23 protein-coding genes are annotated in these 22,121 nt (G+C 73.1%); 9 read left to right on the top strand and 14 right to left on the bottom strand.

The genetic code is table 11. The features are described from left to right. The first annotated feature begins 3 nt into the window (after positions 1-3). Together ACFQ79_RS04405 and ACFQ79_RS04400 are read left to right on the top strand one after the other, a co-directional pair. The gene (locus ACFQ79_RS04405; protein ID WP_383579318.1) at positions 4-1,095 is read left to right on the top strand and encodes an ABC transporter ATP-binding protein; all 1,092 of its coding nucleotides are present in this window, start codon (positions 4-6) and stop codon (positions 1,093-1,095) included. Continuing rightward, on the top strand, positions 1,092-1,766 hold the full coding sequence (locus ACFQ79_RS04400) for an HAD family hydrolase (protein ID WP_383579317.1): 675 nt from the start codon (positions 1,092-1,094) through the stop codon (positions 1,764-1,766). The genes ACFQ79_RS04405 and ACFQ79_RS04400 overlap by 4 nt, the downstream gene beginning before the upstream one ends. A 5-nt stretch (positions 1,767-1,771) precedes the next feature. Here ACFQ79_RS04400 and ACFQ79_RS04395 read toward each other — a convergent pair whose 3' ends face one another. Further along, positions 1,772-2,539, bottom strand: a complete 768-nt coding sequence (locus tag ACFQ79_RS04395; RefSeq protein WP_383579316.1) for a TioE family transcriptional regulator — start codon at positions 2,537-2,539, stop codon at positions 1,772-1,774. Positions 2,540-2,597: 58 nt separating this feature from the next. Between ACFQ79_RS04395 and ACFQ79_RS04390 the strand changes: the two genes are divergently transcribed. Both ACFQ79_RS04390 and ACFQ79_RS04385 read left to right on the top strand, forming a co-directional pair. Further along, a complete protein-coding gene (locus tag ACFQ79_RS04390; RefSeq protein WP_383579315.1) occupies positions 2,598-3,896 on the top strand; it encodes an erythromycin esterase family protein in 1,299 nt (432 codons plus the stop codon). 238 nt (positions 3,897-4,134) lie between these two features. Next, entirely contained in the window at positions 4,135-5,874 is a 1,740-nt protein-coding gene (locus ACFQ79_RS04385; RefSeq protein WP_383579314.1) for a TROVE domain-containing protein, read from the top strand. On the opposite strand, the gene ACFQ79_RS04380 is transcribed toward ACFQ79_RS04385, so the two are convergent. Next, the gene (locus tag ACFQ79_RS04380) at positions 5,837-6,754 is read right to left on the bottom strand and encodes a DUF6891 domain-containing protein (RefSeq protein WP_383579313.1); all 918 of its coding nucleotides are present in this window, start codon (positions 6,752-6,754) and stop codon (positions 5,837-5,839) included. The two genes, ACFQ79_RS04385 and ACFQ79_RS04380, sit on opposite strands and share 38 nt — an antisense overlap. A gap of 79 nt (positions 6,755-6,833) precedes the next feature. Between ACFQ79_RS04380 and ACFQ79_RS04375 the strand changes: the two genes are divergently transcribed. Then, complete coding sequence (locus tag ACFQ79_RS04375) at positions 6,834-7,622, top strand: alpha/beta fold hydrolase (RefSeq protein WP_383579312.1); 789 nt, start codon at positions 6,834-6,836, stop codon at positions 7,620-7,622. Positions 7,623-7,651: 29 nt separating this feature from the next. On the opposite strand, the gene ACFQ79_RS04370 is transcribed toward ACFQ79_RS04375, so the two are convergent. The 5 genes from ACFQ79_RS04370 to ACFQ79_RS04350 form a co-directional block, all read right to left on the bottom strand. Next, the gene (locus ACFQ79_RS04370; protein WP_383579311.1) at positions 7,652-8,731 is read right to left on the bottom strand and encodes a MerR family transcriptional regulator; all 1,080 of its coding nucleotides are present in this window, start codon (positions 8,729-8,731) and stop codon (positions 7,652-7,654) included. An 86-nt stretch (positions 8,732-8,817) separates the two neighbouring features. Continuing rightward, positions 8,818-9,507, bottom strand: coding sequence for a HEAT repeat domain-containing protein (locus ACFQ79_RS04365; RefSeq protein WP_383579310.1), 690 nt, complete (start codon positions 9,505-9,507; stop codon positions 8,818-8,820). A gap of 89 nt (positions 9,508-9,596) precedes the next feature. Next, positions 9,597-10,292, bottom strand: a complete 696-nt coding sequence (locus ACFQ79_RS04360; RefSeq protein ID WP_383579309.1) for a 4'-phosphopantetheinyl transferase family protein — start codon at positions 10,290-10,292, stop codon at positions 9,597-9,599. A gap of 96 nt (positions 10,293-10,388) precedes the next feature. Then, entirely contained in the window at positions 10,389-11,816 is a 1,428-nt protein-coding gene (gene rox, locus ACFQ79_RS04355) for a rifampin monooxygenase (protein ID WP_383579308.1), read from the bottom strand. A 239-nt stretch (positions 11,817-12,055) separates the two neighbouring features. Then, positions 12,056-12,841: an ArsR/SmtB family transcription factor gene (locus ACFQ79_RS04350; RefSeq protein ID WP_383579394.1), complete on the bottom strand. Its 786-nt coding sequence runs from the start codon at positions 12,839-12,841 to the stop codon at positions 12,056-12,058. Between the two features lie 210 nt (positions 12,842-13,051). Between ACFQ79_RS04350 and ACFQ79_RS04345 the strand changes: the two genes are divergently transcribed. Beyond that, on the top strand, positions 13,052-14,470 hold the full coding sequence (locus tag ACFQ79_RS04345) for an amidase (RefSeq protein WP_383579307.1): 1,419 nt from the start codon (positions 13,052-13,054) through the stop codon (positions 14,468-14,470). 72 nt (positions 14,471-14,542) lie between these two features. On the opposite strand, the gene ACFQ79_RS04340 is transcribed toward ACFQ79_RS04345, so the two are convergent. After that, entirely contained in the window at positions 14,543-14,872 is a 330-nt protein-coding gene (locus tag ACFQ79_RS04340; RefSeq protein ID WP_383579306.1) for a plasmid stabilization protein, read from the bottom strand. Between the two features lie 62 nt (positions 14,873-14,934). Continuing rightward, the gene (locus tag ACFQ79_RS04335) at positions 14,935-15,450 is read right to left on the bottom strand and encodes a DUF6328 family protein (RefSeq protein WP_383579305.1); all 516 of its coding nucleotides are present in this window, start codon (positions 15,448-15,450) and stop codon (positions 14,935-14,937) included. Positions 15,451-15,704: 254 nt separating this feature from the next. On the opposite strand from ACFQ79_RS04335, the gene ACFQ79_RS04330 reads away from it, so the two are divergent. Further along, a complete protein-coding gene (locus ACFQ79_RS04330) occupies positions 15,705-16,097 on the top strand; it encodes an STAS domain-containing protein (protein WP_383579304.1) in 393 nt (130 codons plus the stop codon). Positions 16,098-16,131: 34 nt separating this feature from the next. Further along, on the top strand, positions 16,132-16,806 hold the full coding sequence (locus ACFQ79_RS04325) for an ATP-binding protein (protein WP_383579303.1): 675 nt from the start codon (positions 16,132-16,134) through the stop codon (positions 16,804-16,806). A gap of 18 nt (positions 16,807-16,824) precedes the next feature. On the opposite strand, the gene ACFQ79_RS04320 is transcribed toward ACFQ79_RS04325, so the two are convergent. Next, on the bottom strand, positions 16,825-17,778 hold the full coding sequence (locus tag ACFQ79_RS04320) for a SigB/SigF/SigG family RNA polymerase sigma factor (protein WP_383579302.1): 954 nt from the start codon (positions 17,776-17,778) through the stop codon (positions 16,825-16,827). Between the two features lie 257 nt (positions 17,779-18,035). Between ACFQ79_RS04320 and ACFQ79_RS04315 the strand changes: the two genes are divergently transcribed. After that, entirely contained in the window at positions 18,036-18,470 is a 435-nt protein-coding gene (locus tag ACFQ79_RS04315; protein WP_383579301.1) for an ATP-binding protein, read from the top strand. 120 nt (positions 18,471-18,590) lie between these two features. On the opposite strand, the gene ACFQ79_RS04310 is transcribed toward ACFQ79_RS04315, so the two are convergent. From ACFQ79_RS04310 to ACFQ79_RS04295, 4 genes are all read right to left on the bottom strand, one after another. Beyond that, entirely contained in the window at positions 18,591-18,950 is a 360-nt protein-coding gene (locus ACFQ79_RS04310; RefSeq protein WP_383579300.1) for a hypothetical protein, read from the bottom strand. Between the two features lie 334 nt (positions 18,951-19,284). Next, on the bottom strand, positions 19,285-19,761 hold the full coding sequence (locus ACFQ79_RS04305) for a GerMN domain-containing protein (RefSeq protein ID WP_383579299.1): 477 nt from the start codon (positions 19,759-19,761) through the stop codon (positions 19,285-19,287). Between the two features lie 14 nt (positions 19,762-19,775). Continuing rightward, positions 19,776-21,395: an ATP-binding protein gene (locus ACFQ79_RS04300; RefSeq protein ID WP_383579298.1), complete on the bottom strand. Its 1,620-nt coding sequence runs from the start codon at positions 21,393-21,395 to the stop codon at positions 19,776-19,778. Beyond that, complete coding sequence (locus tag ACFQ79_RS04295; RefSeq protein ID WP_383579297.1) at positions 21,392-22,087, bottom strand: response regulator; 696 nt, start codon at positions 22,085-22,087, stop codon at positions 21,392-21,394. The genes ACFQ79_RS04300 and ACFQ79_RS04295 overlap by 4 nt, the downstream gene beginning before the upstream one ends. Positions 22,088-22,121 lie beyond the last annotated feature (34 nt).

The following is a 22,121-nucleotide window of genomic DNA, read 5'->3' as shown; positions in this document are numbered from 1 at the left end:
CCCATGTCCTCGTCCACAGCAACAGCGGAGCGGACCGAGCCGGTCGCGGTCGGCGGGGCGCGCGTCGAATTCCGGGGCCTGCGCCGCACGTTCGGCAGCACCACCGCCCTCGACGGGCTCGACCTGACCGTCGAGCCCGGCGAACTCCTCGCCCTGCTCGGCCCGTCGGGCTGCGGCAAGACCACCGCGCTCCGCGTCCTCGCCGGCTTCGAGCGGCCCGACGCCGGCGAAGTCCTCGTCGACGGCTCCGACATCACCCAGGTCCCGGCCAACCGCCGCGACGCGGGCATGGTGTTCCAGTCGTACAGCCTCTTCCCCAACCTCACGGCCGCCGACAACGTCGCCTTCGGCCTGCGCGTACGGAAGGTCAAGGCGGCCGAACGGCGCGCCCGGGCCGCCGAACTCCTCGACCTCGTCGGCCTGCCCGAACACGGCGACCGCTACCCGCACCAGATGTCGGGCGGCCAGCAGCAGCGCGTCGCACTCGCCCGGGCCCTCGCCCTGCGGCCCCGCGTCCTGCTCCTCGACGAGCCGCTGTCCGCGCTCGACGCCAAGGTCCGGCTCAGCCTGCGGGAGGAGATCCGCCGCCTCCAGCTCTCCCTCGGCATCACCACGGTCTTCGTCACCCACGACCAGGAGGAGGCGCTGTCCATGGCGGACCGCGTCGCCGTCCTCAACGCGGGAAGGCTGGAGCAGTGCGCCGCCCCGGCCGAGCTCTACCGCCGCCCGGCGACCCCCTTCGTCGCCGAGTTCGTCGGCACCATGAACCGGCTCCCGGGCGTCCTCACCGACTCCGGCGAGGTCCAGGTGGCGGGCACCCGCCTCCCCGTCGACGGCGAGGCCCCGAAGCTCCGCGAGGTCGACGTCCTGGTCCGCCCCGAGAACGTCACCGTGACCGAGGCCGCCGACGGCGACACGACCGTCGTCTCCACCTCCTTCCTCGGCTCCGTGACCCGCGTCCACCTCGACCACGCCGGTACGCGCGTCAAGGCGGACCTCTCCTCCCGGGACGCGACCGGGCTCACCCCCGGCGCACGCGTCACCCTCGGCCTCGCCCCGCACCCCGCGTTCGTCGCGCCGAGGGCGGAGCGGTGACCGAACTCGCCGCCGTCCTCTTCGACATGGACGGCACCCTGGTCGACACCGAGGTCCTCTGGTGGGAGGCCACGGCGGAGATCGCCGCACGGATCGGCCACCGGCTGACGGACGCGGACGCCCCCGAGGTCGTCGGACGCGCCGTCGAGGACACCGCCGCCCACCTCGTACGCGTGACGGGAGACCCGGACGCGGACGGCGTGGCGACGGCACTCACCGCCGCCTTCCAGGAACGGGTCGACCGGGGCGCGCCGCTGCGCCCCGGCGCGGGCCGGCTCCTGGCCGAACTCACCGCGGAGGGCGTGCCGTTCGCCCTGGTGAGCGCGTCGCCGCGGTCGGTGGTCGACTCGGTGATCGGGGGAGCGCTCGCACATGTCCCCTTCGCGTTCACCCTCTCGGCCGACGACACCGTACGGACGAAGCCGCACCCCGACCCGTACCGCGCGGCCGCCCGCCGGTTCGGCGTACCGGACGCGGCGTGCGTCGCCGTCGAGGACTCCCCGGACGGCGCGGCCTCGGCCGACGCGGCGGGCTGCACGGTCCTCGTCGTCCCGTCCATGCTGCCCGTACCGGCGGGGCCGGGGCGGATCTTCGCGGAGAGCCTGGAGGAGGTGTCGGTCGCGGGGCTGAGGCGGTACGTGGCGGGCGGCGCCGAGGGGCATCCGCGGTAGGGGTCTCAGCCGCGCTCGCGCTCGCGCAGGTACGCCTCCAGCGCGGCGGCCCCGGCCAGCATCGCCCGGCCCCGCGCGGACAGCCGGGCGCGCCAGTCGCCGAGCGCGGCCTCCAGCGGCTCGAGACCACCGGCCGCCCGCACCTGGGTGATCAGCGGCGCGATCTGCTCCAACAGATAGCCACCACGCCGCAGTTGGTGGACCAGGCGGGCGTCACGTACGTCGGCCTCGCCGTAGACGCGGTACCCCGTGAGCGGATCGCGACGCGGGCGCACCAGCCCGGCGCGTTCCCAGGCGCGCAGCGTCGCGGGCCGGATGCCGAGCCTCTCCGCGAGGGGGCCGATGAACGTGCCGGCGTGGACCACGGGCGTGCCGCCGGGCGCGACGGCCGTGCCGCCGGGCCCGCTCGCGGTGGCGGCGCCGGGCTCCAGGTCGCGGAGGGCGTTCTCCACGGCCCGGAGGGTCCGGCGGTCGTCGAGGAGCTGGGCATGGCTCTCGTCGACGAGACGGAACGCCTCCTCGGCCGCGCCCTCGTTCACCGCCCGCATGATCGCCGTCGCCGTCCGGTGGCCGTGGCCGGGCAGCAGGGCGAGGAAGGCGCGAAGCGCCCCCGCGTGCAGCGAGGTGTAGCAGCGGTATCCGGAGGGCGTGCGTGCGGCGGCCGGAAGGGCGCCGGCCTCCTCGTAGTTCCGGATCGCCTGCATGGACAGACCGTGCTCGCGCGCCAGGTCGACAGGCCGGAGCTGTACGGCGCTTTGAAGGTTTCGTCCCATGGTCCCGCCATTATCGCGCAGAAGTCTCAACCGGGTGTTCAACGATACCGTTGAAGGCATGGCTACCGACATCAAGGACGCCCCCCATGCCGTCGAGGCCGCCGCTGTCATGGGCCTGCTCCGCGGCAGGCCGAGGCTGCTCGCCCTGGGCGAGCCCACGCACGGCGAGGACGCGCTGCTCGACGTACGCAACCAACTGTTCCGGCAGCTGGTCGAGGAGGAGGGCTACCGGACCATCACGATCGAGAGCGACTGCATACGGGGTCTGCTCGTGGACGACTACGTCACCACGGGCGCCGGCACCCTCCACGAGGTCATGGAGCGCGGATTCAGCCACGGCTGGGGCGCGTCGGCCGCCAACCGCGAGCTCGTCCGCTGGATGCGCGCCTTCAACGAACGCCGCCCGGCGGCCGACCGGCTCCGCTTCGCGGGCTTCGACGGCCCGCTGGAGATCACCGGCGCCGAGAGTCCCCGGGAGGCCCTCACCGCACTCCACGGCTACCTCTCCACCCGGGTGGACACGGAACTCCTCGACGCCATCTGCGCCGTGGAGACGCTCGACCGGCTGCTCGGCCCTGACGACCGGTGGACGAATCCCGACGCGATGACGGACCCGTCCCACTCCGTGGGGCAGTCGGCCGAAGCCACGGAGCTGCGTCTGATCGCCGACGACCTGGTGGCGCTCCTCGACGCGCAGGGACCGCATCTGATCGCGACGAGTTCGCGGGACGACCGGGACCGGGCACGCCTGTACGGCCGCACGGCCACCGGCCTGCTCCGCTACCACTTCTGGATGGCCGACACCTCGCCGAACCGCATGACACGGCTGGTGAGCCTGCGGGACCGGATGATGGCCGACAACCTCCTCGCCGTCGCGGGTGTCGACACCGGCGACGCCGCCGTCGGCGGCGCCGGCACGGCGGCCCCCGTCGGCCGGGCCCCGGTGCTGGTCCACGCCCACAACGGCCATCTCCAGCGGAACAAGAGCACGATGCGGATGGGCGGCCTGCCGGTCGAGTGGTGGAGCGCGGGCGCGATCGTCAGCGCCCAACTGGGCGAGGAGTACGCCTTCCTGGCGACGGCACTGGGCACGATCCGGCACCGGGGAGTGGACAGCCCGCCGCAGGACACGGTCGAAGGACTCCTGTACGCGGGCCGGGAGGAGTGTGCGGTCATCGACGCCCGACGTCTGGCCGCCACCCTGGGCGACCCCTTGCCCGCGCAGCGCGTCTCCCCGTGGTTCGGATACGCACCGCTCGACCCGGGGCACCTGGCCGACATCGACGGCGTCGTGTTCGTGAAGGACGTGAAGGAGGTGGAGGAGGTGGCGGCGGAGGTGGAGGAGACCGGGGTGTAAATCAGTGGTGCGCAGCCGGTCGGCGCGCATACCGTGGTCCCGCGACCGCGCCTCCGATGCGCTCGGCTGCGGCTACTTCTTCCGAAAACCAAGTGACGCCGCCGCCACCTCTGATCTCGGTGGGCGCGTTCGCCCCGGCCCCGGTGGACCCTTCCCGGGGCCGTCCGTTCCTTTCCTTTGGATCCGGGGGGATTCACTGCCTCGCTACACCCGACGCCTCTCGAAGGTCTGGTCCGAGATGCTCGTGGCCCCGCACGTCTCGGCGGCCGCCCGCGCGATGCCTCAGTCACCGCGGGTCCGCCACGCGCCCACCCCGCAGCAGTTCCACACCTACGAGGGCGGCCCGGCCTACGCCAGGGAACCGCGTGACGAGCTCTTCCTGCTGGCCGTCGGCAACTTCGTCGCGCAGCGGACCTTCTACGAGAGCGGTACCGAGCGCGACGAACGGTACGTCCGGCTCGTCCGCCGACTCGCTGTCGAAGACCCCGCATGGACGGCGGGCCTGCTGCGCTGGCTGCGTGGCGAGGGCAACATGCGTACGGCGTCCCTGGTGGGCGCCGCCGCATACGTACGCGCCCGGCTCGAGGCAGGTGCGTCCGACGGCCCGTCCAACCGTTCCGTGATCGACGCGGTGCTCCAACGGGCTGACGAACCAGGGGAGTTGCTCGCCCACTGGACCTCGGTGCACGGACGGAACGTGCCACAACCCGTGAAGCGGGGCATCGCCGACGCCGTACGCAGGCTGTACACGTCGCGCTCCCTGCTGAAGTACGACACCGCGTCCCACGCGTTCCGTTTCGGCGACGTGCTGAACCTGGTGCACGCCTCCCCCGACCCGGACAAGCCGTGGCAGGGCGCGCTCTTCCGGTACGCCCTGGACCGCCGCCACCACCCGGAGACGGCGCTTCCGCCGGCGTCCGACACCGTGCTGACGGCGCACCGTGCCCTCATGGCACTGCCGGTGGCCGAGCGACGGGCCGTGGTGACCGGGCCGGACGGCAGCGAGCGCCTGGCCGCGGCCGGCATGACGTGGGAGGCCCTGGCGGGCTGGCTCCACGGCCCCCTGGACGCGGCGGTGTGGGAGGCCGTGATCCCCGCGATGGGACCGATGGCCCTGCTGCGGAACCTGCGGAACTTCGACGCCGCGAAGATCTCGGACGAGGTCGCGGGCGGCGTCGCGGCCAGGATCTCGGACGCCGACGAGGTCGCCAGGTCACGGCAGTTCCCCATGCGCTATCTGTCCGCGCGCAAGCACGCGCCGGAGCGGCGCTGGGCGGCCGCGCTGGAGCGGGCACTGGGCCACTCCCTGGCGAACGTACCGGCGCTGCCCGGCCGGACGCTGATCCTGGTGGACCGGTCGGACTCCATGTTCTGGGACACCGTCTCGGAACGCTCCGCCCTGACCCGGGCGGCCGCGGCCGCCGTCTTCGGCAGCGCGCTGGCCCTGCGGGCCGAACAGGCGGACCTGGTGGAGTTCGGCTGGTCCACCAAGGAGGTCCCGTTCACACCGGGGGAACCGGTGCTCGACGTGCAGAAACGCTTCCACCGCCTCGGCGGCACCCACACCACGAAGGCCCTCCGGGACCGCTACCGGGACCACGACCGCGTGGTGATCGTCACCGACGAACAGGCCGCCCCCTACCACCCCGGCGGCCCGACCGAACCGGTCCCACCGGAGATCCCGGTCTACACCTGGAACCTCGCGGGCTACCACCCCGCCCACGCCCCCACGGGCCCCCACCGCCACACCTTCGGCGGCCTGACGGACGCGGCCTTCCGCATGATCCCCCTCATCGAATCGGGCCTCCGGGCGAAGTGGCCCTGGACGCCCCACGACGAGACGGGAACGACTGCCGAGACGGGAACGACGGACGGGACGGGAACGACGGACGGGACGGGGACGACTGCCGACTCCCAGGACGTCCCGGGTGGAGGGAGGCCTAGCCCACCAGACGGCGGCGCCAGTCCAGCGGGGTGAGGGTGATGGCTCGGTCCGGGGTCCCGTCCCACTCGGTGGGGAGGCCGGTCGCTTCCAGGGCTGCGACCACCTCGCGGCCGATGGCCGTCGTCGTCTCGGGTGAGCCGTCGAAGCCGCCGTACAGGAGCATCAGCCCCTGGCCCGCCGCGGCCGAGTCCGTGCACTGGGTGTGGAAGTAGACGAAGCCGCGGGCGTCGGGTCCGCCCTCGGCGCCGATCTCCGACTGGCCGCAGGTGCGGCAGCAGGTGAAGTTCTCACGGGCCGTGATGCCGGACTCGCGCAGGGCCTCGAACGCGCGGGTCAGGCGCTCGGGATCCGTCTCGCCCCGCCAGCTCGACTGCTCCTCGACCCGCTCCAGCCACATCCGGTCGACCAGCGCCTCGGCCTGCTCGCGTGAGACGGGGCGGCGGTCCTCGGTGACCAGGTGGTACTCCGCGATCTCCGTGAGCTGGGCGCGGGAGGCGTAGCCGCCCGTCAGCACCTCGCGTACGCGCCGCTCCAGCTCCTCGCCCTCGCGCGCGTCGAGGTCGAGCGGCGGCACCTCACGGACCGGGCCCATGTCCAGCGGCGACCAGTCGAGCCCCGCGTCCCAGTCGGCATCCCGGCGCGCCCAGCCGGCCAGCGCCGCGATCACGGCCTCAGGTCCGTCGGCCGTCACCTGGAAGTGGCGGGTGACAGCACCGTCCCGGTGCTCGAGGGTGTAGTCACCACCCGTCTTGTGCCAGACCTGGGCGAAGACGTCGGGCAGGTCCGGAATCCGCTGGACCACCAGGAACCGGTCCCCTTCGTCACCGATGCGCCGGACCAGCCCGGCCAGCTCCTCCGCGGACACACGGACGTGCCGCTCCCAGTTCTCCGTCTCCACCACGATCTCCAGCATGTGCAGACTCTGACACACGCCTCTGACAGGCGTTCCTGGGCCCCGGGCGCGCCAACGCCGCACCCCCTAGCCTGGAGGCATGGCAGTGGTGCGGGTCGGTGGCGTCGACGTGGCCTACACGCGGGTGGGGCGCGGGCCCGTCGTGGTGCTCGCTCACGGGGCCGGGAGCGACGGGCGGATGTGGCAGCCGCAGGTCGAGGCGCTCGCGGACGAGTTCACGGTCGTGGCCTGGGACGAGCCGGGGGCCGGGAGGTCCGGCGCGCTGCCGGAGGGCTACGGGCTCGAGGACTTCGCGCGCGCCCTCGCCGCCGTGATCGAGGACGTGGGGCCGGGGCCCGCGCACGTCGCGGGGCTGTCCTGGGGCGGGACGGTGGTCCTCGAGCTGTACCGGTGGCGGCCGGACCTGGTGCGTTCGCTGCTGATGGTGGACACGTACGCGGGCTGGAAGGGCTCGCTGCCGCCGGAGGAGGTCGCGGCGCGGGTCGAAGGGGCCCGGCGGATGTTCGCGGCACCCCGGGAGGAGTTCGACCCGACGCTGCCGGGGCTCTTCGCCGCCGGCCCGCCGGAACGCTTCACGGTGATGCTCGACGCCATGAGCCGGGACGTCCGGCCGGAGTCCATGGCCGCGCAGTTGACCCTGATGGCCGAGGCCGACGAGACGGACCTGCTGCCCCGGATCTCGGCGCCGACCCTGCTGCTGTGGGGCGAGGAGGACGCCCGCTCCCCGCTGGACGTCGCGTACGCCTTCCAGGACGCCATCCCGCATGCCGAGCTGGTGGTGATCCCCGCCGTGGGCCACATGAGCAACCTGGAGGCGCCGGAGGCCTTCACGGCGGCGGTTCGCACCTTCTGCCGCGCGCACGCCTAGGAATCCTCCTGCCGCTCCGGCACCGTGCCTCAAGGGCCCGACGGTTCTGGCGGTCCTGACGATCCGGGCGGTCCAGACGGTCCCGGCGACACGGACGGTTCCCGGCGCGTCTGCCGCAGCGTCAGGATGTACGTCGCCGTCAGCGCCACCGCTCGGTCCTCGTCGTGCGACAGCGCCTCAAGGGCACGTGACGCCTTGTCCCCGGGAATGTCCGCCAGCGCCTGTGTCAGCCGGCGCCGCGCCGACGAGTCGACCGTGTCGTACGCCAGGCGGGCGACGAGGCCGGCGGCGATCCGCTCCGCCCACTCGGGGCGACCCGCCAGCGCGCTCAGCGCGTCCGCCGCGTCGACGTCGTTCGTCTCCTCCACGACCATGTCGAGGAGCGTCGGGATCGCCTCGGCCGCGCCGCGCGCCCCCAGCGCGAGCGCCGCGGGCCTGCGGACCGCGGCGTCGGTGTCCGCGAGCGCCTCGCGCAGGAGCGCCGTCGACGCGTCGCCCGTGATCTCGGCGACGGCCTGCACGGCGCGTTCCCGTACCTCGGCCGCCGGTGAGCGCAGGCCCTCCTCCAGGAGGGCGATCGGGCCGCCGTCGCCCGACCGCGCCACGGCCCACCGCAGGGCCCCGGCGACGATCGGGTCCGTCTCGCTCAAGGCCGCCTCGACCAGCGCCTCCACCGGTACGGGGACCTCCTCGACCGAGGACAGTGCCGCGCGCTGCCGCCTGCCCGCGCTCTCCGACCCCAGCGCGTGCAGGAGTGCCACGATCTGAAGGACCTCCTCCCAGCCCGCGGGTTCCGCGGCGCCGATCCGGCGGAGGCGGGTGAGGAGCGCCGTCTCGGCCGCGATGCGCTCCCGTGTCCCGCGGATGAGCTCGTCGACGAGCTCCGCCGGCGCGAAGCCGGGATCGTCCAGTGCGCTCCCCACGTCACGCAGCGAAAGGCCCAGGGATCTCAGGCTCTCGATGTGGAAGATCCGCCGGATGTCCTCGTCGGAGTACTCCCGGTAGCCGGACCCGGTACGGCCCGTCGGCCGCACCAGGCCCAGCGACTCGTAGTGCCGGAGCATGCGGGCGCTGACCCCGGAGCGTCGCGCCACCTCGCCGATCAGCACGCGTCGCCCCCGGAGCGTCCCGACACCTCACCGATCAGCACGCGTCGCCCCCCGGAACGTCCCGGCACCTCACCGGTCAGCATGCGTCACCGCCCGTCCTGGCCGGTCGTTCCGAGGACGGCGACACGCTTCGCCTCCTCGATCGAGAACTCGAATCCGGCATCCGGGTCGTGCAGCAGCCGCTCCGTGGCGAGCGCATGCCGGCGCACGGCGGGAGCGCCCTGCGCCGTCGCGGCGCCGAGCGTCGGCAGGATCACCTCACCGAGCGCGATCAGCGCCCGGCTGAGGCTCAGCTGCGTCTCCCGCCCGCCACGCCCGAGTTGCGTCGCCAGCGCCTCCGCGAGCCCGGCCCGCTCCTCCTCGGGCGCCAGCACGACCGCCGCCCGCCACGCGCTCCGCGCCACCTCGTCGTCGGCGTCGGTCAGCAGCTCCCGCGTGATCGCCGGCCATGCCCGCCGGTCGCCGATCTTGGACAGGGTGTGCAACGCCTGGCTCCGTGCCTGCGCCCGCTCCGAGCGGACCTCGCCGAGCAGCCCCGGGAGCGTGTGGGACGGCGCGTGCCGGGTGAGGGCCCATGTGAGCATCTCGCGTACGGAGAAGTCGGGCTCGACCGCGCACCGCTCGACGAGCTTGTCGACGCACCGCGGGTCCGGGGCCGTACCGACCGCGAGCGCCGCCCGCAGCCGTACCGACGAGCTGTCGTCCTCCAGGCCCTGGAGAGCGCGCATCGTGTCCTTGCCGTCCTTGCTGTCCTCGTCGTGGGTCGCCATGGTCATCGGGACCACCTCCTTGCCCGGCAGTCAAGACCTTGTCACCGTGTCAAGGTCAAGCGCGACGCCACGCCGGTGGCGGTGACGTGGCCGTCCTACTGCCGCGCGACCGCCACCGCCGCCGCGTACGACGGCGCGACCCGGACGTCGGCGAGCGACCAGCCCGGTACGGCGGCCGGCTCGGCGCCCATGCCCATGTACGTACGGTCGAGACCCCCGGCCAGTCCTTCCCCCGTGCCCTTGAGGTACGCCTCCTTGCGCGCCCAGCACTGTGCGAACGCGGCCGGCCGCGCCTCCGCGGGCAGCCGCGTGAACTCCTCCCGCTCCCGCGGGTGGAGGCTGTCCGCCACGAGGGCCGACACCTCGGCCTCCGGATGGGCCTCGACGTCCACGCCCACGGGCGTCGCGGCGATGCCGACCAGCGCCAGGTCCCCGCTGTGGGAGAGCGAGAAGTGGAACCCTGCGTCCCGCACCGCCGGCCGGCCGTGCGGTCCTCCGCAGACGGGGCAGTCCTCTCGGAAGAACACCACCTCGGCCGCCCGTATCCCCAGGTAGTGCCCGAGGAGACGCCGGAGCCCCCCGTGCGCGGCGAGGTACCGCGCCCGGTGATCCGCCCGTATCAGGGCCTTCCACCGGCGGTGCTCCTCGGCGTCCAGGAGGGCGGGCGCACCGGGGTCCTCCGCCATGGGCAGCAGCCAGAGCGCCACCGTGCCGTCGGCGACGGGCAGCACGGCCGACTCCGGCGTCTCACCGGCGCGCAACACCCGTACGGGGGTGATCTCCATGGTCATGCCACCATTCTGCACCGACGTGGACGTGCGGGAGTTCGGACGCCCGGCCCGGCCGGGGCCGCGCCGGGCGCCGCCCCCCGCCACCGCCTCACGCGATCAGCGCGTGGCCGCGCCGAACCACCGCGGCAGGTGTGCGAGCAGCTCCTGCTGGTCCTCGCCGATCCAGGCCACGTGGCCGTCCGGTCGCAACAGGACGGCGGGCACGTCCAGTTCCTCGCTGACCTCGACGACGTGGTCGACCCGGTCCGCCCAGCCCTCGACCGAGAGCCGGCCGGTCTGGTCGAGGAGCAGTCCGCGGCCCTCGTGCATCCGCTCGTAGAGGCTGCCCTGCTTCAGCTCCAGGTCACGCATCCGCTTGCCGAGCGGCTCGTCGCCCTCGCCGAAGTCGTAGCGCACCGAGATCGCCGTGATCTTCTCGATGAGGTACCGGTTGACGTCGTCGAACTCCACGAGTTCCGCGAGCAGTCGGCGCACCGCCTGCGCGCCCGGCTCGGTCGACATCAGCTGGATCTGCGCGCGGGTGTTGTCCAGGACGTCCGTGGCCACCGGGTGCCGCTCGGCGTGGTAGCTGTCGAGAAGCCCCTCGGGCGCCCAGCCGGCGACCGCGGCGGCCAGCTTCCAGCCGAGGTTGAACGCGTCCTGGATGCCGAGGTTGAGCCCCTGGCCGCCGGTCGGCGGGTGGATGTGCGCCGCGTCGCCCGCGAGGAACACCCGGTCGACCCGGTACTGCTCGGCCTGCCGGGTCGCGTCTCCGAAGCGCGACAGCCAACGGGGCGAGTGCGCGCCGAAGTCGGTCCCGGCGATCGCCCGCAGCTGCTCCTTGAACTCGTCGAGCGTCGGGGCGGTCGAGCGGTCCTCGGCCACCCCCTCGGCGGGCACGATGACCCGGAACACCCCGTCGCCCAAGGGCATCGCGCCGAACCGCAGTTGGGTCTTGCGGACCTCGGTCATCACCGCGGTCAGCTCCTCCTGCTCGACGGTCAGCTCCATCTCGCCCAGCAGGGTCTCTACCCGGGAGGGCTCGCCGGGGAAGGCGACGCCGAGCAGCTTGCGCACGGCGCTGCGGCCGCCGTCGCAGCCGACGACGTACCGTGCGCGGAGCTCCTCGCCGTCGGCCAGTTCGACGGTGACGCCGTCCTCGTCCTGGCTCAGGCCGACCACTTCGCAGCCGCGGCGGATCTCGGTGCCGGCCTCGATCGCGTGCTCGGTCAGCAGCCGCTCGGTGACCTGCTGCGGAATGGCGAGCACGTACGAGTGGGCCGTATCCAGCCGCTCGGGCCAGGTCTTGGCGAGTCCGGCGAAGAAGCCGCCGACGGCGATCTGCTGCCCGCGTTCGAGGAACCGCTCGAGGAGACCGCGCTGGGCCATGACCTCGATGCTGCGTACGTGCAGACCCTGGGCGCGCGACTGCCTGGTCGGCTCCGCCTCCTTGTCCAGCACGAGCACGTGGACGCCGTGCAGCCGCAGCTCGCCGGCCAGCATCAAGCCGGTGGGACCACTGCCCACAACGATCACGTCAAACATGAGAACCGCCCCGTTTCGATTGGTCGCGTCCAGCCGGCCGCGGGTCGCGGGATCGCTGTGCCCACGAGCGCGTTGATCTTGCGAACACTTCGTTTCCGCAGGTCACCGGCTACGGCTGGAGATTCTGCACCACGAAGGGGGCCTTGCCGCAAGGCCCCCTGTGCGCTATACATTGAGAGTGGCGAGGAGACGTTTCAGCTCCTTGCCCTTCTCTTTCTCCCACCTTCCCTCCTCCGTCGTCAGGCGGCGGGCAGCGGCTCGCCCGTCTCCAGGAGGGTCTTGAGGCTCGCCACGATGGCCGGCCAGCCCTCGCTGCACATGCCGTGCAGCGTGCCTGCGGGGTCGAAGTCATGGGTGACGGTCAGCTTGACCAGGTCCCCCTGCGGTTCGATGTCGAAGGTGACCGCCGAGCGGCGCTCGGCCGCGATCTCCGCACGGACGTCCTCGCCGATGCCGACGGCCTCGGCCCACTGCTCGGTGAACGTGTGCCAGGTGTACGACAGCCGGCGGTACGGGTCCGAGACGAGGACGACCTGCTCGGGGTCGGTGATGGTGGCCCCGCCCTGCTTCCAGACCAGGGCCGAGCCCTCGGTCCATTCGCTCTCGAAGGAGACCCCCCAGTAGCGCTCGGTGAAGACCGGGTCGGTCAGGGCGCGCCACAGCTGCTCGGGGGTGGTGCGGATGTACGTCGTGTAGAGGAACGTCCTGGTGTCCATGGGGGGTTGCTCCAGAGCTCTCTTGAGGTCCGCGAGGGCGTCGGCCCGCCCGCGGTCGAAGCGATTGATCCACCGCTCTGCGATGGCGTTGATCGGGGCGGCGTTCAGGTAGTGCAGCTTCTCCCGCCCCTGCCGCACCGTGGTGACCAGCTCGGCGGCCTCCAGTACGGCGAGGTGCTTGCTGACCGACTGCCGGGCCATGTCGAGGCCCGCGCACAGGTCCCGCAGGGTCATGCCGTTCTGGTCCCGGAGCCGGTCGAGCAGCCGGCGGCGGCTCGGATCGGCCAGGGCCTTGAACACGCTGTCCATCATTCGCCACCCCATGTCATGCAGCCCATCGGCTGCATTTCACGATAGGCAGCCGTTCGGCTGCACGTCAAACGGGAGGGGCCGGCCGAGTCCCCTCGAATGGCTCGAAGCGTCCGGCCCGTCAGGTGTCATCGGCCCGACCACTCGCGTGTTACCGGTTGGTAGGGCATGCTGGCGGCACCATCCACACGGCCGGGGGCTGAGGTAGCGGTGACGACTTTCGAGGAACAGGCCACGGTGCACGCCTTCCGGGACGACGCACTGGGCGAGCACGACGCCGTCGGACTCGCCGCGGCGCTCCGGCGGGGCGAGGTCGGCGCCGCCGAGGTCGCACGCGACGCGGCCGCGCGCGTACGGGACGTCGAGGACCGGCTCCACGCGGTCCAGGTCCACATCGACGCCCCCTCCCGCACCGCCGGGCCCGGCGGCGGCGCCTTCGCGGGGGTGCCGACCTTCGTCAAGGACAACACCGACTACCTCGGCCTGCCCACCGGGCACGGCAGCGCGGCCTTCACCCCGCGCCCCGCGCGGCGTCACGCGCCCTTCGCACGACAGCTCCTGAGCAGCGGCGTCACCGTCCTCGGCAAGACCCGGCTGCCCGAGTTCGGATTCAGTCCCACCACGGAGTACGAGGCCGCCGAACCGGTCCGCAACCCGTGGAACACCGGCTACTCGGCCGGCGGTTCGTCGGGCGGCAGTGCGGCGCTCGTCGCCGCCGGAGCGGTGCCGATCGCCCACGCCAACGACGGCGGCGGATCGATCCGCATACCCGCCGCCTGCTGCGGGCTCGTCGGTCTCAAGCCGACCCGCGGCCGGATCGTGACGAACGCCCAGAGCCGCCAACTGCCCCTGGACATCGTCTCCGACGGCATCGTGAGCCGTTCGGTACGGGACACCGCCGCGTTCCTCGCCGCCGCCGAGACCCACTGGCGCAACCCGAAACTGCCGCCCCTCGGTCTGGTCGAGGGACCCTCCGAACGGCGCCTGCGCATCGGGTTCCTGGTCGACTCGCCGAACGGCGTCCCCACCGACACGGCGACCCGGGCCGCCGTGACGGACACCGTCGCCACGCTCGAACGGCTCGGCCACACCGTGGAGCCGGTCGAGCTGTACCTCGACCCCCGCTTCACCGACGACTTCCTCACCTACTGGGGCATGCTGTCCTTCCTCCTCGGCGTCACGGGCCGGACCTTCGGTCCGGACTTCGACCGGCACCGGATGGACGGCCTCAGCCGGGGGCTGCGCGAGGAGTACCTGAAGAGCTGGCGACGCACCCCCGGCGTGCTGCGGAGGCTCAAGCGGACGCGCGAGGCGTACGCGGCGGCGTTCCGCGGACTCGATCTCGTCCTCACCCCCGTGCTCGCCCACACCACGCCGCGGATCGGTCACCTCAGCCCGACCGTGCCGTACGCGACGCTGGTCGAGCGGATCCTCGCGTACGTCGCCTTCACCCCGGTCAACAACGTCGTCGGGACACCGTCGATCTCGGTTCCCGCCACGAGCGCGACGGAGGACGGACTGCCGATCGGCGTCATGTTCTCCGGCCGCCCCGGCAGTGAGCGGACCCTGCTCGACGTGGCCTACACCCTGGAGGCGGACCGCCCGTTCCGGCGCATCCAGGACGCCTGACCGGCGGGCGGTCCGGAGGACGTCGGCGACCGGGAGGACATCGGTCGCCCGGCGACGCCGGCGGACGCCCGATCAGCCGCCGTCTCCGAGCGCGCGCCGCAGCTGCGCCTTGTTCATCTTCGAACGGCCGTCGATGTTCCGGCGCTTGGCCTCCTCGTAGAGCTGGTCGTACGTGCGCCCCTGGGCGCCGGTGTGGGAGCGGCGGCCGCCGCGCTCGCCGGACGACATGTCCTCCAGGGACAGCCGGCTCGACGTCCTGGACTCGCCGTGCCGTGCCCGCTCCTTGTTCACGGTGCGGGCGGCGATCTCCTCGGCGCGCTTCTCGCTCTCGCCGCGCCGCTCCGCGCTCTCCTTGATGTGCTCGTACTGCCGTTCCCGCTTCGGGCTGGATCCGCGAGGCATGGCGTGCTCCTCTCCTGGGGCGCTGAGCGGTTCTCCCGTGCGGCTACCCGCCGCCCCTCCCCTCACTCCCTCCTCTTCGCGGTGGAGCGGCTGCGGGCCCACAGCGGCAGGGCGAACCAGCACAGCAGGTACCAGGCAAGCACCCCGGCCACGAGCCACGGGACGATCGCGTCGTCGGTGGCCACCCGGAGGATGAGGACGAGGGCGCTCGTCAGGGTGGCGAGCAGGAGCAGGATCCCGATGAAGGTCAGCCGGGACGCCCACGTGACCGTCTCCGGTTTGATCCGCCGGCCCGCCACGATGCGGTGGAAGGAGACCGGGCCGATCAGCGCGCCGGTGGCCAGCGAGCCCAGGACCACCGTCAGGACGTAGATCCCCTTGTCGGCCGGGCTCAGGCTCTCGTACCGGGGGGTGAAGACGACCGTCAGGAGGAAGCCGAGGAGGATCTGGACGCCGGTCTGGACCACCCGGATCTCCTGCATGAGGTCCTGCCACTGCCGGTCGGCGCGCTCTTCCGCGGTCTCGTCGCGCCCACGCGCCGCTCGCCCGTCTCCCCGCCCGGTCTCGCGGTCGGTCATCCGGCTCACCTTCCCGGTTCGAGGGGCCCGCGCGGGGCGGAGGCCGTACGCCGCGTCTTCCCTGCCCCGCCCGGTCGCAGCCGTTCCGTCGCGGCAGTTCGTCGCATCACACGAGTACCCGGTCGAGAGCGGGTCCGGTCGCCCACGGCGAGCACTCCACGCGGCCGGAGGACTTCCGCTCGCCGTGCCGGGAACACCCGGCGTATCGTCGGCGTCAGCTCGGAATACTGCGCCGACGGGAACCGGAGTGCCGGATGCCAAGGGATGCGACAGGGTCGGGTGACGCCGGGCTCATCGGCCCCCGTCTGAGGGCCGCGGTCCGGTGGAGCGGCGCCACGGCGGTCGTCACGGTGGCGGGGGAGCTCGACCGCGACACCCAGGATCCGCTGCAGACGGCGCTGACCGAGGTCCTGGACCGGCGCCCCGAACGGATCGTCGTGGACTGCGAACGACTGACGTTCTGCGACTCGACCGGACTCAATCTGCTGCTCACGGCCAGACTGGACGCGCTGGAGGCCGGCAGCCGGCTGGAGCTGGCCGCGCTGCGCCCGCCCGTCGACCGGGTCTTCGACATCACCGGCGTCGTGGCGGTCTTCACGGTGTACGACGAGCTGCCCGCCGAACTCGCCGAGGGGGAGCACCCGTGAACGCGGCGCCGCACCGGGCACGGTGGAGGCAGGGATGAGCGAACCGGTCCGGTCAAGGGGCCAGATCAGGCGGCTCGTCCTGCGGAGCGGCGAGTCGGTGGTCGCACGATGCCGTGACTTCTGCCGGGTCGCGCTCTCCGACTGGGACTGGCCCGGCACGCCGGAGGACACCGGGCTCACCGAGGAGGAGCGGGACCTCGCGATCGAGGACGTGCTCCTGGTCGTGTCCGAAGCCGTGACCAACGCCTGTCTGCACGCCGGCGGCCCCACGGAACTGGTCGTCCGGCTCGCCCCCGCCGAGCCGCGGGGCGACGCCGCGGAGAGCGGCACGCCGGCCCGCGCGGCCACCGGCACGGCCGGGGACCTGCGGATCGAGGTGAGTGACCGGAGCGACCGCATTCCGGATTTCCGGCCGAGGGGAGCGCCGGGGCAACCGGGGGGCAACGGCCTGAGGGTGATCGACCGGCTCGTGCGCGCGTGGGGAGCCGTACCCGGGGAGACGGGCAAGTCCTTCTGGATGGAGGTGGCGGCCCCGGTCCCGGTGAACGGACCGCCGGCCGCCCCGCCGCCACCGCTCCCGCCCGCCGCCCCACCGCCGCCCGCTCCGGACGCACCGCCGACGGCGTCGGGACGGGGAGGCCCGCCACGGCCGGTTCCGGGGGACCCCTCGGGCACCCCTGGCGGGGCGGCACCGGGCAGCGGCCCGTGACGTGCCATCGCCGTGCGGCTACCGGGCCGCTCGGTCCGGTGCGGTCACGGTCCTCGTCGTGGTGGCCGGGGACGCGATCGTGCTCGTCGCCTCCGCCGGCTCGTCCGCCGTCAGGGCCGTACGCAGCTCGCCCAGGATGCGGCTGAGGAGACGCGACACGTGCATCTGCGAGAGGCCGAGGCGCTCGCCGATCTCCGCCTGGGTCAGCTCGTCGCCGAACCGCAGCGCCAGGATCGTCCGGTCGCGCGCGCAGAGGTCGGCGACGAGCGGCTTGAGCGCCTCCAGGTTCTCGATCTTCTCGAAGGAGTCGTCTTCGCTGCCGAGGCGGCGCGCGAGCACGCCGGGTCCGCCGTCCTCGTCGTCGACGGGAACGTCGAGCGAGCGACTGGTGAATCCGTTGGCGGCGAGCCGGCCCTCGCGCAGTTCGGCCTGCGTGATGTGGAGGTGGGCGCCGAGCTCGGCGTCCGTCGGCGGGTGGCCCAGCTCCTGTTCGAGGGCGTCGGTCGCCTTCGCCAGATCCAGGCGCAGTTCCTGCAGACGGCGCGGTACGTGGACGCTCCAGCTGGTGTCCCGCAGATGCCGCCGTATCTCACCGAGCACGGTCGGCAGCGCGAAGGACATGAACTCGTTGCCCCGCTCGGGGTCGAACCGGTTGATCGCCTTGATCAGACCGACGGTGCCGACCTGGACGATGTCCTCCCAGGACTCGTGGGAGCGGCGGAAGCGGGTCGCGGCGTACTTGACCAGGCTGAGGTTCAGCTCGACGAGGGTGTTGCGTACGTACGAGTAGTCCGCCGTGCCCTCCTCGAGCGAGTGCAGCCGCTCGAACAGGGAGGTCGAGAGCGAACGGGCGTCATCGGTGCTCACCGCGAGGGGATCCGCGATCTCCGGGAGCCCGGCCGGGGGCTCGGGAGTGCGACGGACCGGCCGACGGTCGCTCCGGCCCCGGACGGTGGTGCGGTTGTTCGACATCAAGGCTCCTTGTGAGAGCCCCCTCTTCCCTCCTACCCGCTCACGCCCCACACGAGCAGTGCACCGTGGGTGACAGAGAGGTGGAAAAGGAGAATACGGGTGCATACAGCAGCATGCGGGGGCATGCGGGGTGAATGCAGACGAATCGTTGGGGCAAGGGCCTGATGGACGCCCGAAGCGGAGGGGGCCCGGAGGGTGCGGGGCGGAGCGGACAGGGTGCGTGGGGGACGAGCGGGGACCGCGTAGGAAGAACAGTGATGACAGGGCAGCGCACGGGACATCCCACGCCGTACGGGAACCGGACCCTCGTTCCGCATGACGCGGCCGAAGCGCGCGCCCGGGTGGCGGAAGCGCTACGGGCGGCCGCGACGGGGACGGGCGGCGCGCCGTCCACGACCGCCGTCGGGGACGCGCTGCTCGTCACCTCCGAGCTGGTGACCAACGCGCTGCGCCACGGGGGAGGCCTCACCGGGTTCGCCGTGGACCTCCAACCGGGCGCGGTGACGATCACTGTCGCGGACGCGAGCGGCGAGCTGCCGCACCTCACGGACAGCCGCGGGGCGGAGCGGGCCTCCGGTCCGGCCGAGGGCGGCTTCGGGTGGCCCCTGGTCAGGCTGCTCGCCCAGGAGATCCGGCTGACGCTGCCGCCGGAGGGCGGCAAGACGATCGAGGTACGGCTGCCGCTTCAGTGAGGCCGGCCCCTCTCCGGGACGCGAAGGCGGCGGTGAAGGCAGCCTCCGGCCGCACCCGCGAGCACCGCCCCCGGCGCGGGGCGGGGGCGGTCTCGTGCCGCGCGGCCCTCCGGCGGCCGATCAGCAGCGGATGTAGCTCATGGCGATGCTGGTGATGCTCTGCCCGGAGGGCGCGGAGACGTTGACCGGCGAATCGTCGCCCTTCGGGCCGGCCCAGTCGCTGTCCCGGTAGCCGCCGCCGGACATGTAGGCGCGGACGAAGGGGCAGCGGCCGTCCGCCTTGGTGTCGTGCACGTTGCCGGAGATCCGCGTGTTGTAGTCGCACCACTTTCCGTTGGCGAAGCCCTCGCCGGAGGAGATGGAGAAGTTGACGGTGCAGTCGAGCGCGCCGGATCCGCCGGCGCTGGCCGGCGGCGCGGTCACCGCGAGAGCGGCGGCGACCAGCGCACCGGCCGCGAGAACGCGCGATATGTGCTTCATGACGACACCTCCGTGGTTCCGGACGCCGCCGATCGGCGTCCGACGGAAGGTCAACGTAATGTCCGACATCTGCGGAATGGCCTGCTCCACGGCGAACTCCTCCTCGCCCGCGCCGGATTGACGCGGAAGCACCTCGTGCCTCCGGCGCACCCCGCACCGCAACCACCCAGCGTGCCGCCGCTGACCCCGTACGGAGCCGGTCCGTCCACCCGTGCCGTCGGTCGGACCGCCGTTGGCTCGTTCGTTGCCGGTGCCGGTGCCGGTGCCGGTGGCGACGCGGCCGACACCGCCCACGTGGCCCCGTGACCGCCTGGCCCCGGCCCGGTTCCCCGCGCTAGCCGTCGAGGAACTCGGCACACCGGTAGGGGCCCAGGTCCGGGGCCCCGGGCTGGAGCAGCGTGACCTCCACGTCGTCCGTCCTGACCTTCGGGTCGAGCACGGACTGGGCGCGGGTCAGCGTGCACACCAGCTGCCCTGTTCCCTGGTCCCGGCCCGTCCCCGCGTACGGGCTCTCCAGACGCACCGTGACCTGCGTGCCCCGGCCCGTCACCGTGTAGCCGCCGAGCTCCACGAGGTTGGTGAGTCCGTCACGCTGCTCGGCGGGCGGCGGGCCGCTCGCGAGCAGCTTCACCACCGAGGCGAGGTTCTCGATCTCCCTGTCGAGCACGGGCACACCCCGCAACCCGCTGTCCGACGCGTAGTACAGCCGGATCCCGCGCGTCAGCCCGGTCGCCGGCTCGCCCGCCCCTATCACCCCCGTCGGTTGCACACCGCACCCCACCAGGGCCGCCCCGAGGACGGAGACCAGCACACGCGCCCGTACCCTCACTCCGCGTCCTCTCCCGTACGCCGCAGCGGCAGCCACAGGGTGAACACCATGCCGCCCTCCGGTCCTTCGGCGACGTCGATCGTGCCGCCGTGCAGCCGCGCGTTCTCCAGGGCGATCGCCGTCCCGAGGCCGCTGCCCTGCCCTCCGGTGTCGGCCGCGCTCCGTGTGCGGGCCGTGTCCGCCTTGTAGAAGCGGTCGAAGACCCGCTCCCGGGCCTCCGGCGGCAGCCCCGGGCCGTGGTCGGCGACCTCCACCGTCACCCACTCCTCGCCCTCGCCCTCGCCCGCGACGGCGCCCGCGACGGCGCTCGCGCCCGTCGTCGTACGCGGCGTGCCCGACCCCGTTCCCGGCCCCGAACCCGTTCCCGTCCTCGTCGCGAGGGTCACGGTGACCGGCGGCGCTCCGTGCCGCAGCGCGTTGCCCACCAGGTTCGCCACGATCACATCGACGCGCCGGCGGTCGACCACCGCCCGGACGCCCTCGTCGAGACGGACCGCCACCAGGTCGGTCCAGCCGCGCAGCGCCAGGGACGCCCGTACCGTGTCGGCGAGACCGGTCTCGGCCGCGTTCAGCCGGATCGCGTTCGCGTCGAAGCGGGAGATCTCCATCAGGTCCTCGACGAGCCGCGAGAGCCGTGCCGTCTCGGCGCCCACCGTGCGGGCCGCCCGCGCCGCGTCCGGCGGCAACTGGTCGGCGTCCTCCTCCAGGACGGTCGCCACCATCGTCATCGCCGCGAGCGGCGTACGCAGCTCGTGCGACACGTCCGCGACGAAGCGGCGCGCCTTCGCCTCCTGCTCGCGCAGACGTGCGTCCGAGGCCTGCAGGGCGTCCGCCGTCTCGTTGAACGTCCGTGCCAGATCGGCGAGTTCGTCGTGGCCCTTGACCGCGACCCGGCTCCCGAGATCGCCCTCCGCGAGCTCACGCGTGGCCCGCCCCAGCTTCCGTACGGGCCGCAGGACCGTTCCGGCCGCGAGCAGCGCCAGGACGGCGGCCAGCACCACCACCGGCAGGACGCCCGCCCGTACGGAGTCCAACAGGGCGGCGGTGTCGTCGCGTTCGGCGCGGAGATCCGTGATCGCGAAGACCTCGAGGCCGGAGGGACGGCGGTCCCCGTCCGCGTACGTCACGGGCATGCCGACCACCAGATACGGCTCGTCCCGCCACATCACCCGCTGGAAACGGGTCCCGTCCCCGGCCCGTACGGCGCTCCGCAGCTCGACGGTGATCCGGCCCTCCGTGGCGGCGAGCGGATCGGACACCGCGACGAGGTCCTGGTAGCGGGCGACGACGATCCGGGCGCCGAGGCCGTCGGAGACCTTCGCCGCGAACCGGGCGAGCGACCGCTGGTCGGGCGGCAGGTCGAAGTCGGCCGCCACCGCGGTGACGCGCGTCCGCACGTCGTTCACCGCGGCGTCCTGGGTGCGCCGCAGGACGGCGGTCCGCGCGTCCCGGTAGGCGAGCGCGGTCGCGGTCACCGCGCTGATGAGCGCGACGACGACGAAGGTCACGACGAGCCGGGTCCGCAGCCCTCCGGCGAGCCGTCGCGAGCGGCGCTTCGGGGAGCCCCCGGCGGGCCGGGAGCCGCCCGCACGACCCGTACCTCCGGTCCCGCTCACAGCGGCCCGAAGCGGTAGCCGAAGCCCCGCACCGTCTGGACGTACCGTGGCTTCGCCGGTACGTCCTCGAGCTTCGCCCGCAGCCGGCCGACCGCCGCGTCCACCAGCCGGGAGTCACCGAGGAAGGTGTGGTCCCAGACCGAGGCGAGGAGCTGCTCGCGGCTGAAGACCCGGCCGGGCGAGGCGGACAGTTCGAGGAGCAGCCGCAGCTCGGTGGGCGGCAGCGGGATCAGGACGCCGTGCTTGGTGACGGTGAGACCGGCGCGGTCGATCACCAGGCCCGCGGGGTCGGCCTCGGCGGCCCGCGACGGAGCCGACGGCTCCGCGCGGCGCAGCGCTGCCCGGATGCGGGCCTCCAGGACGGGTGCGGTGACCGGCTTGACCACGTAGTCGTCGGCACCGGCCTCCAGACCCGTCACGATGTCGTGATCGTCCCCGCGCGCGGTCAGCATGATGATCGGAAGCGTGGTCGTACGGGCGCGGACGCGGCGGCACACCTCGAACCCGTCCATCCCCGGAAGCATCAGGTCGAGGACGGCCAGCTCGATCTTCGCGCCGGCCGGGGTGTCGAGCAGTGCGAGCGCCTCCTCGCCGGTGGCCGCCGTGTCGACGTCGTACCCGTGCCGACGCAGCACGAGCTCCATTCCGTCCCGTACGGACGCGTCGTCCTCGATGAGCAGTACATGCGGCATGCCGTCGATTATGGGTGCCGCGCGGCCCCGTCCG

The sequence above is a fragment of the Streptomyces sp. NPDC056480 genome, from assembly GCF_042795405.1.
Classification (GTDB): Bacteria; Actinomycetota; Actinomycetes; order Streptomycetales; family Streptomycetaceae; genus Streptomyces.
The sequence above is the reverse complement of the archived record's forward strand: the minus strand, read 5'-3'. Positions and strand labels throughout refer to the sequence as shown.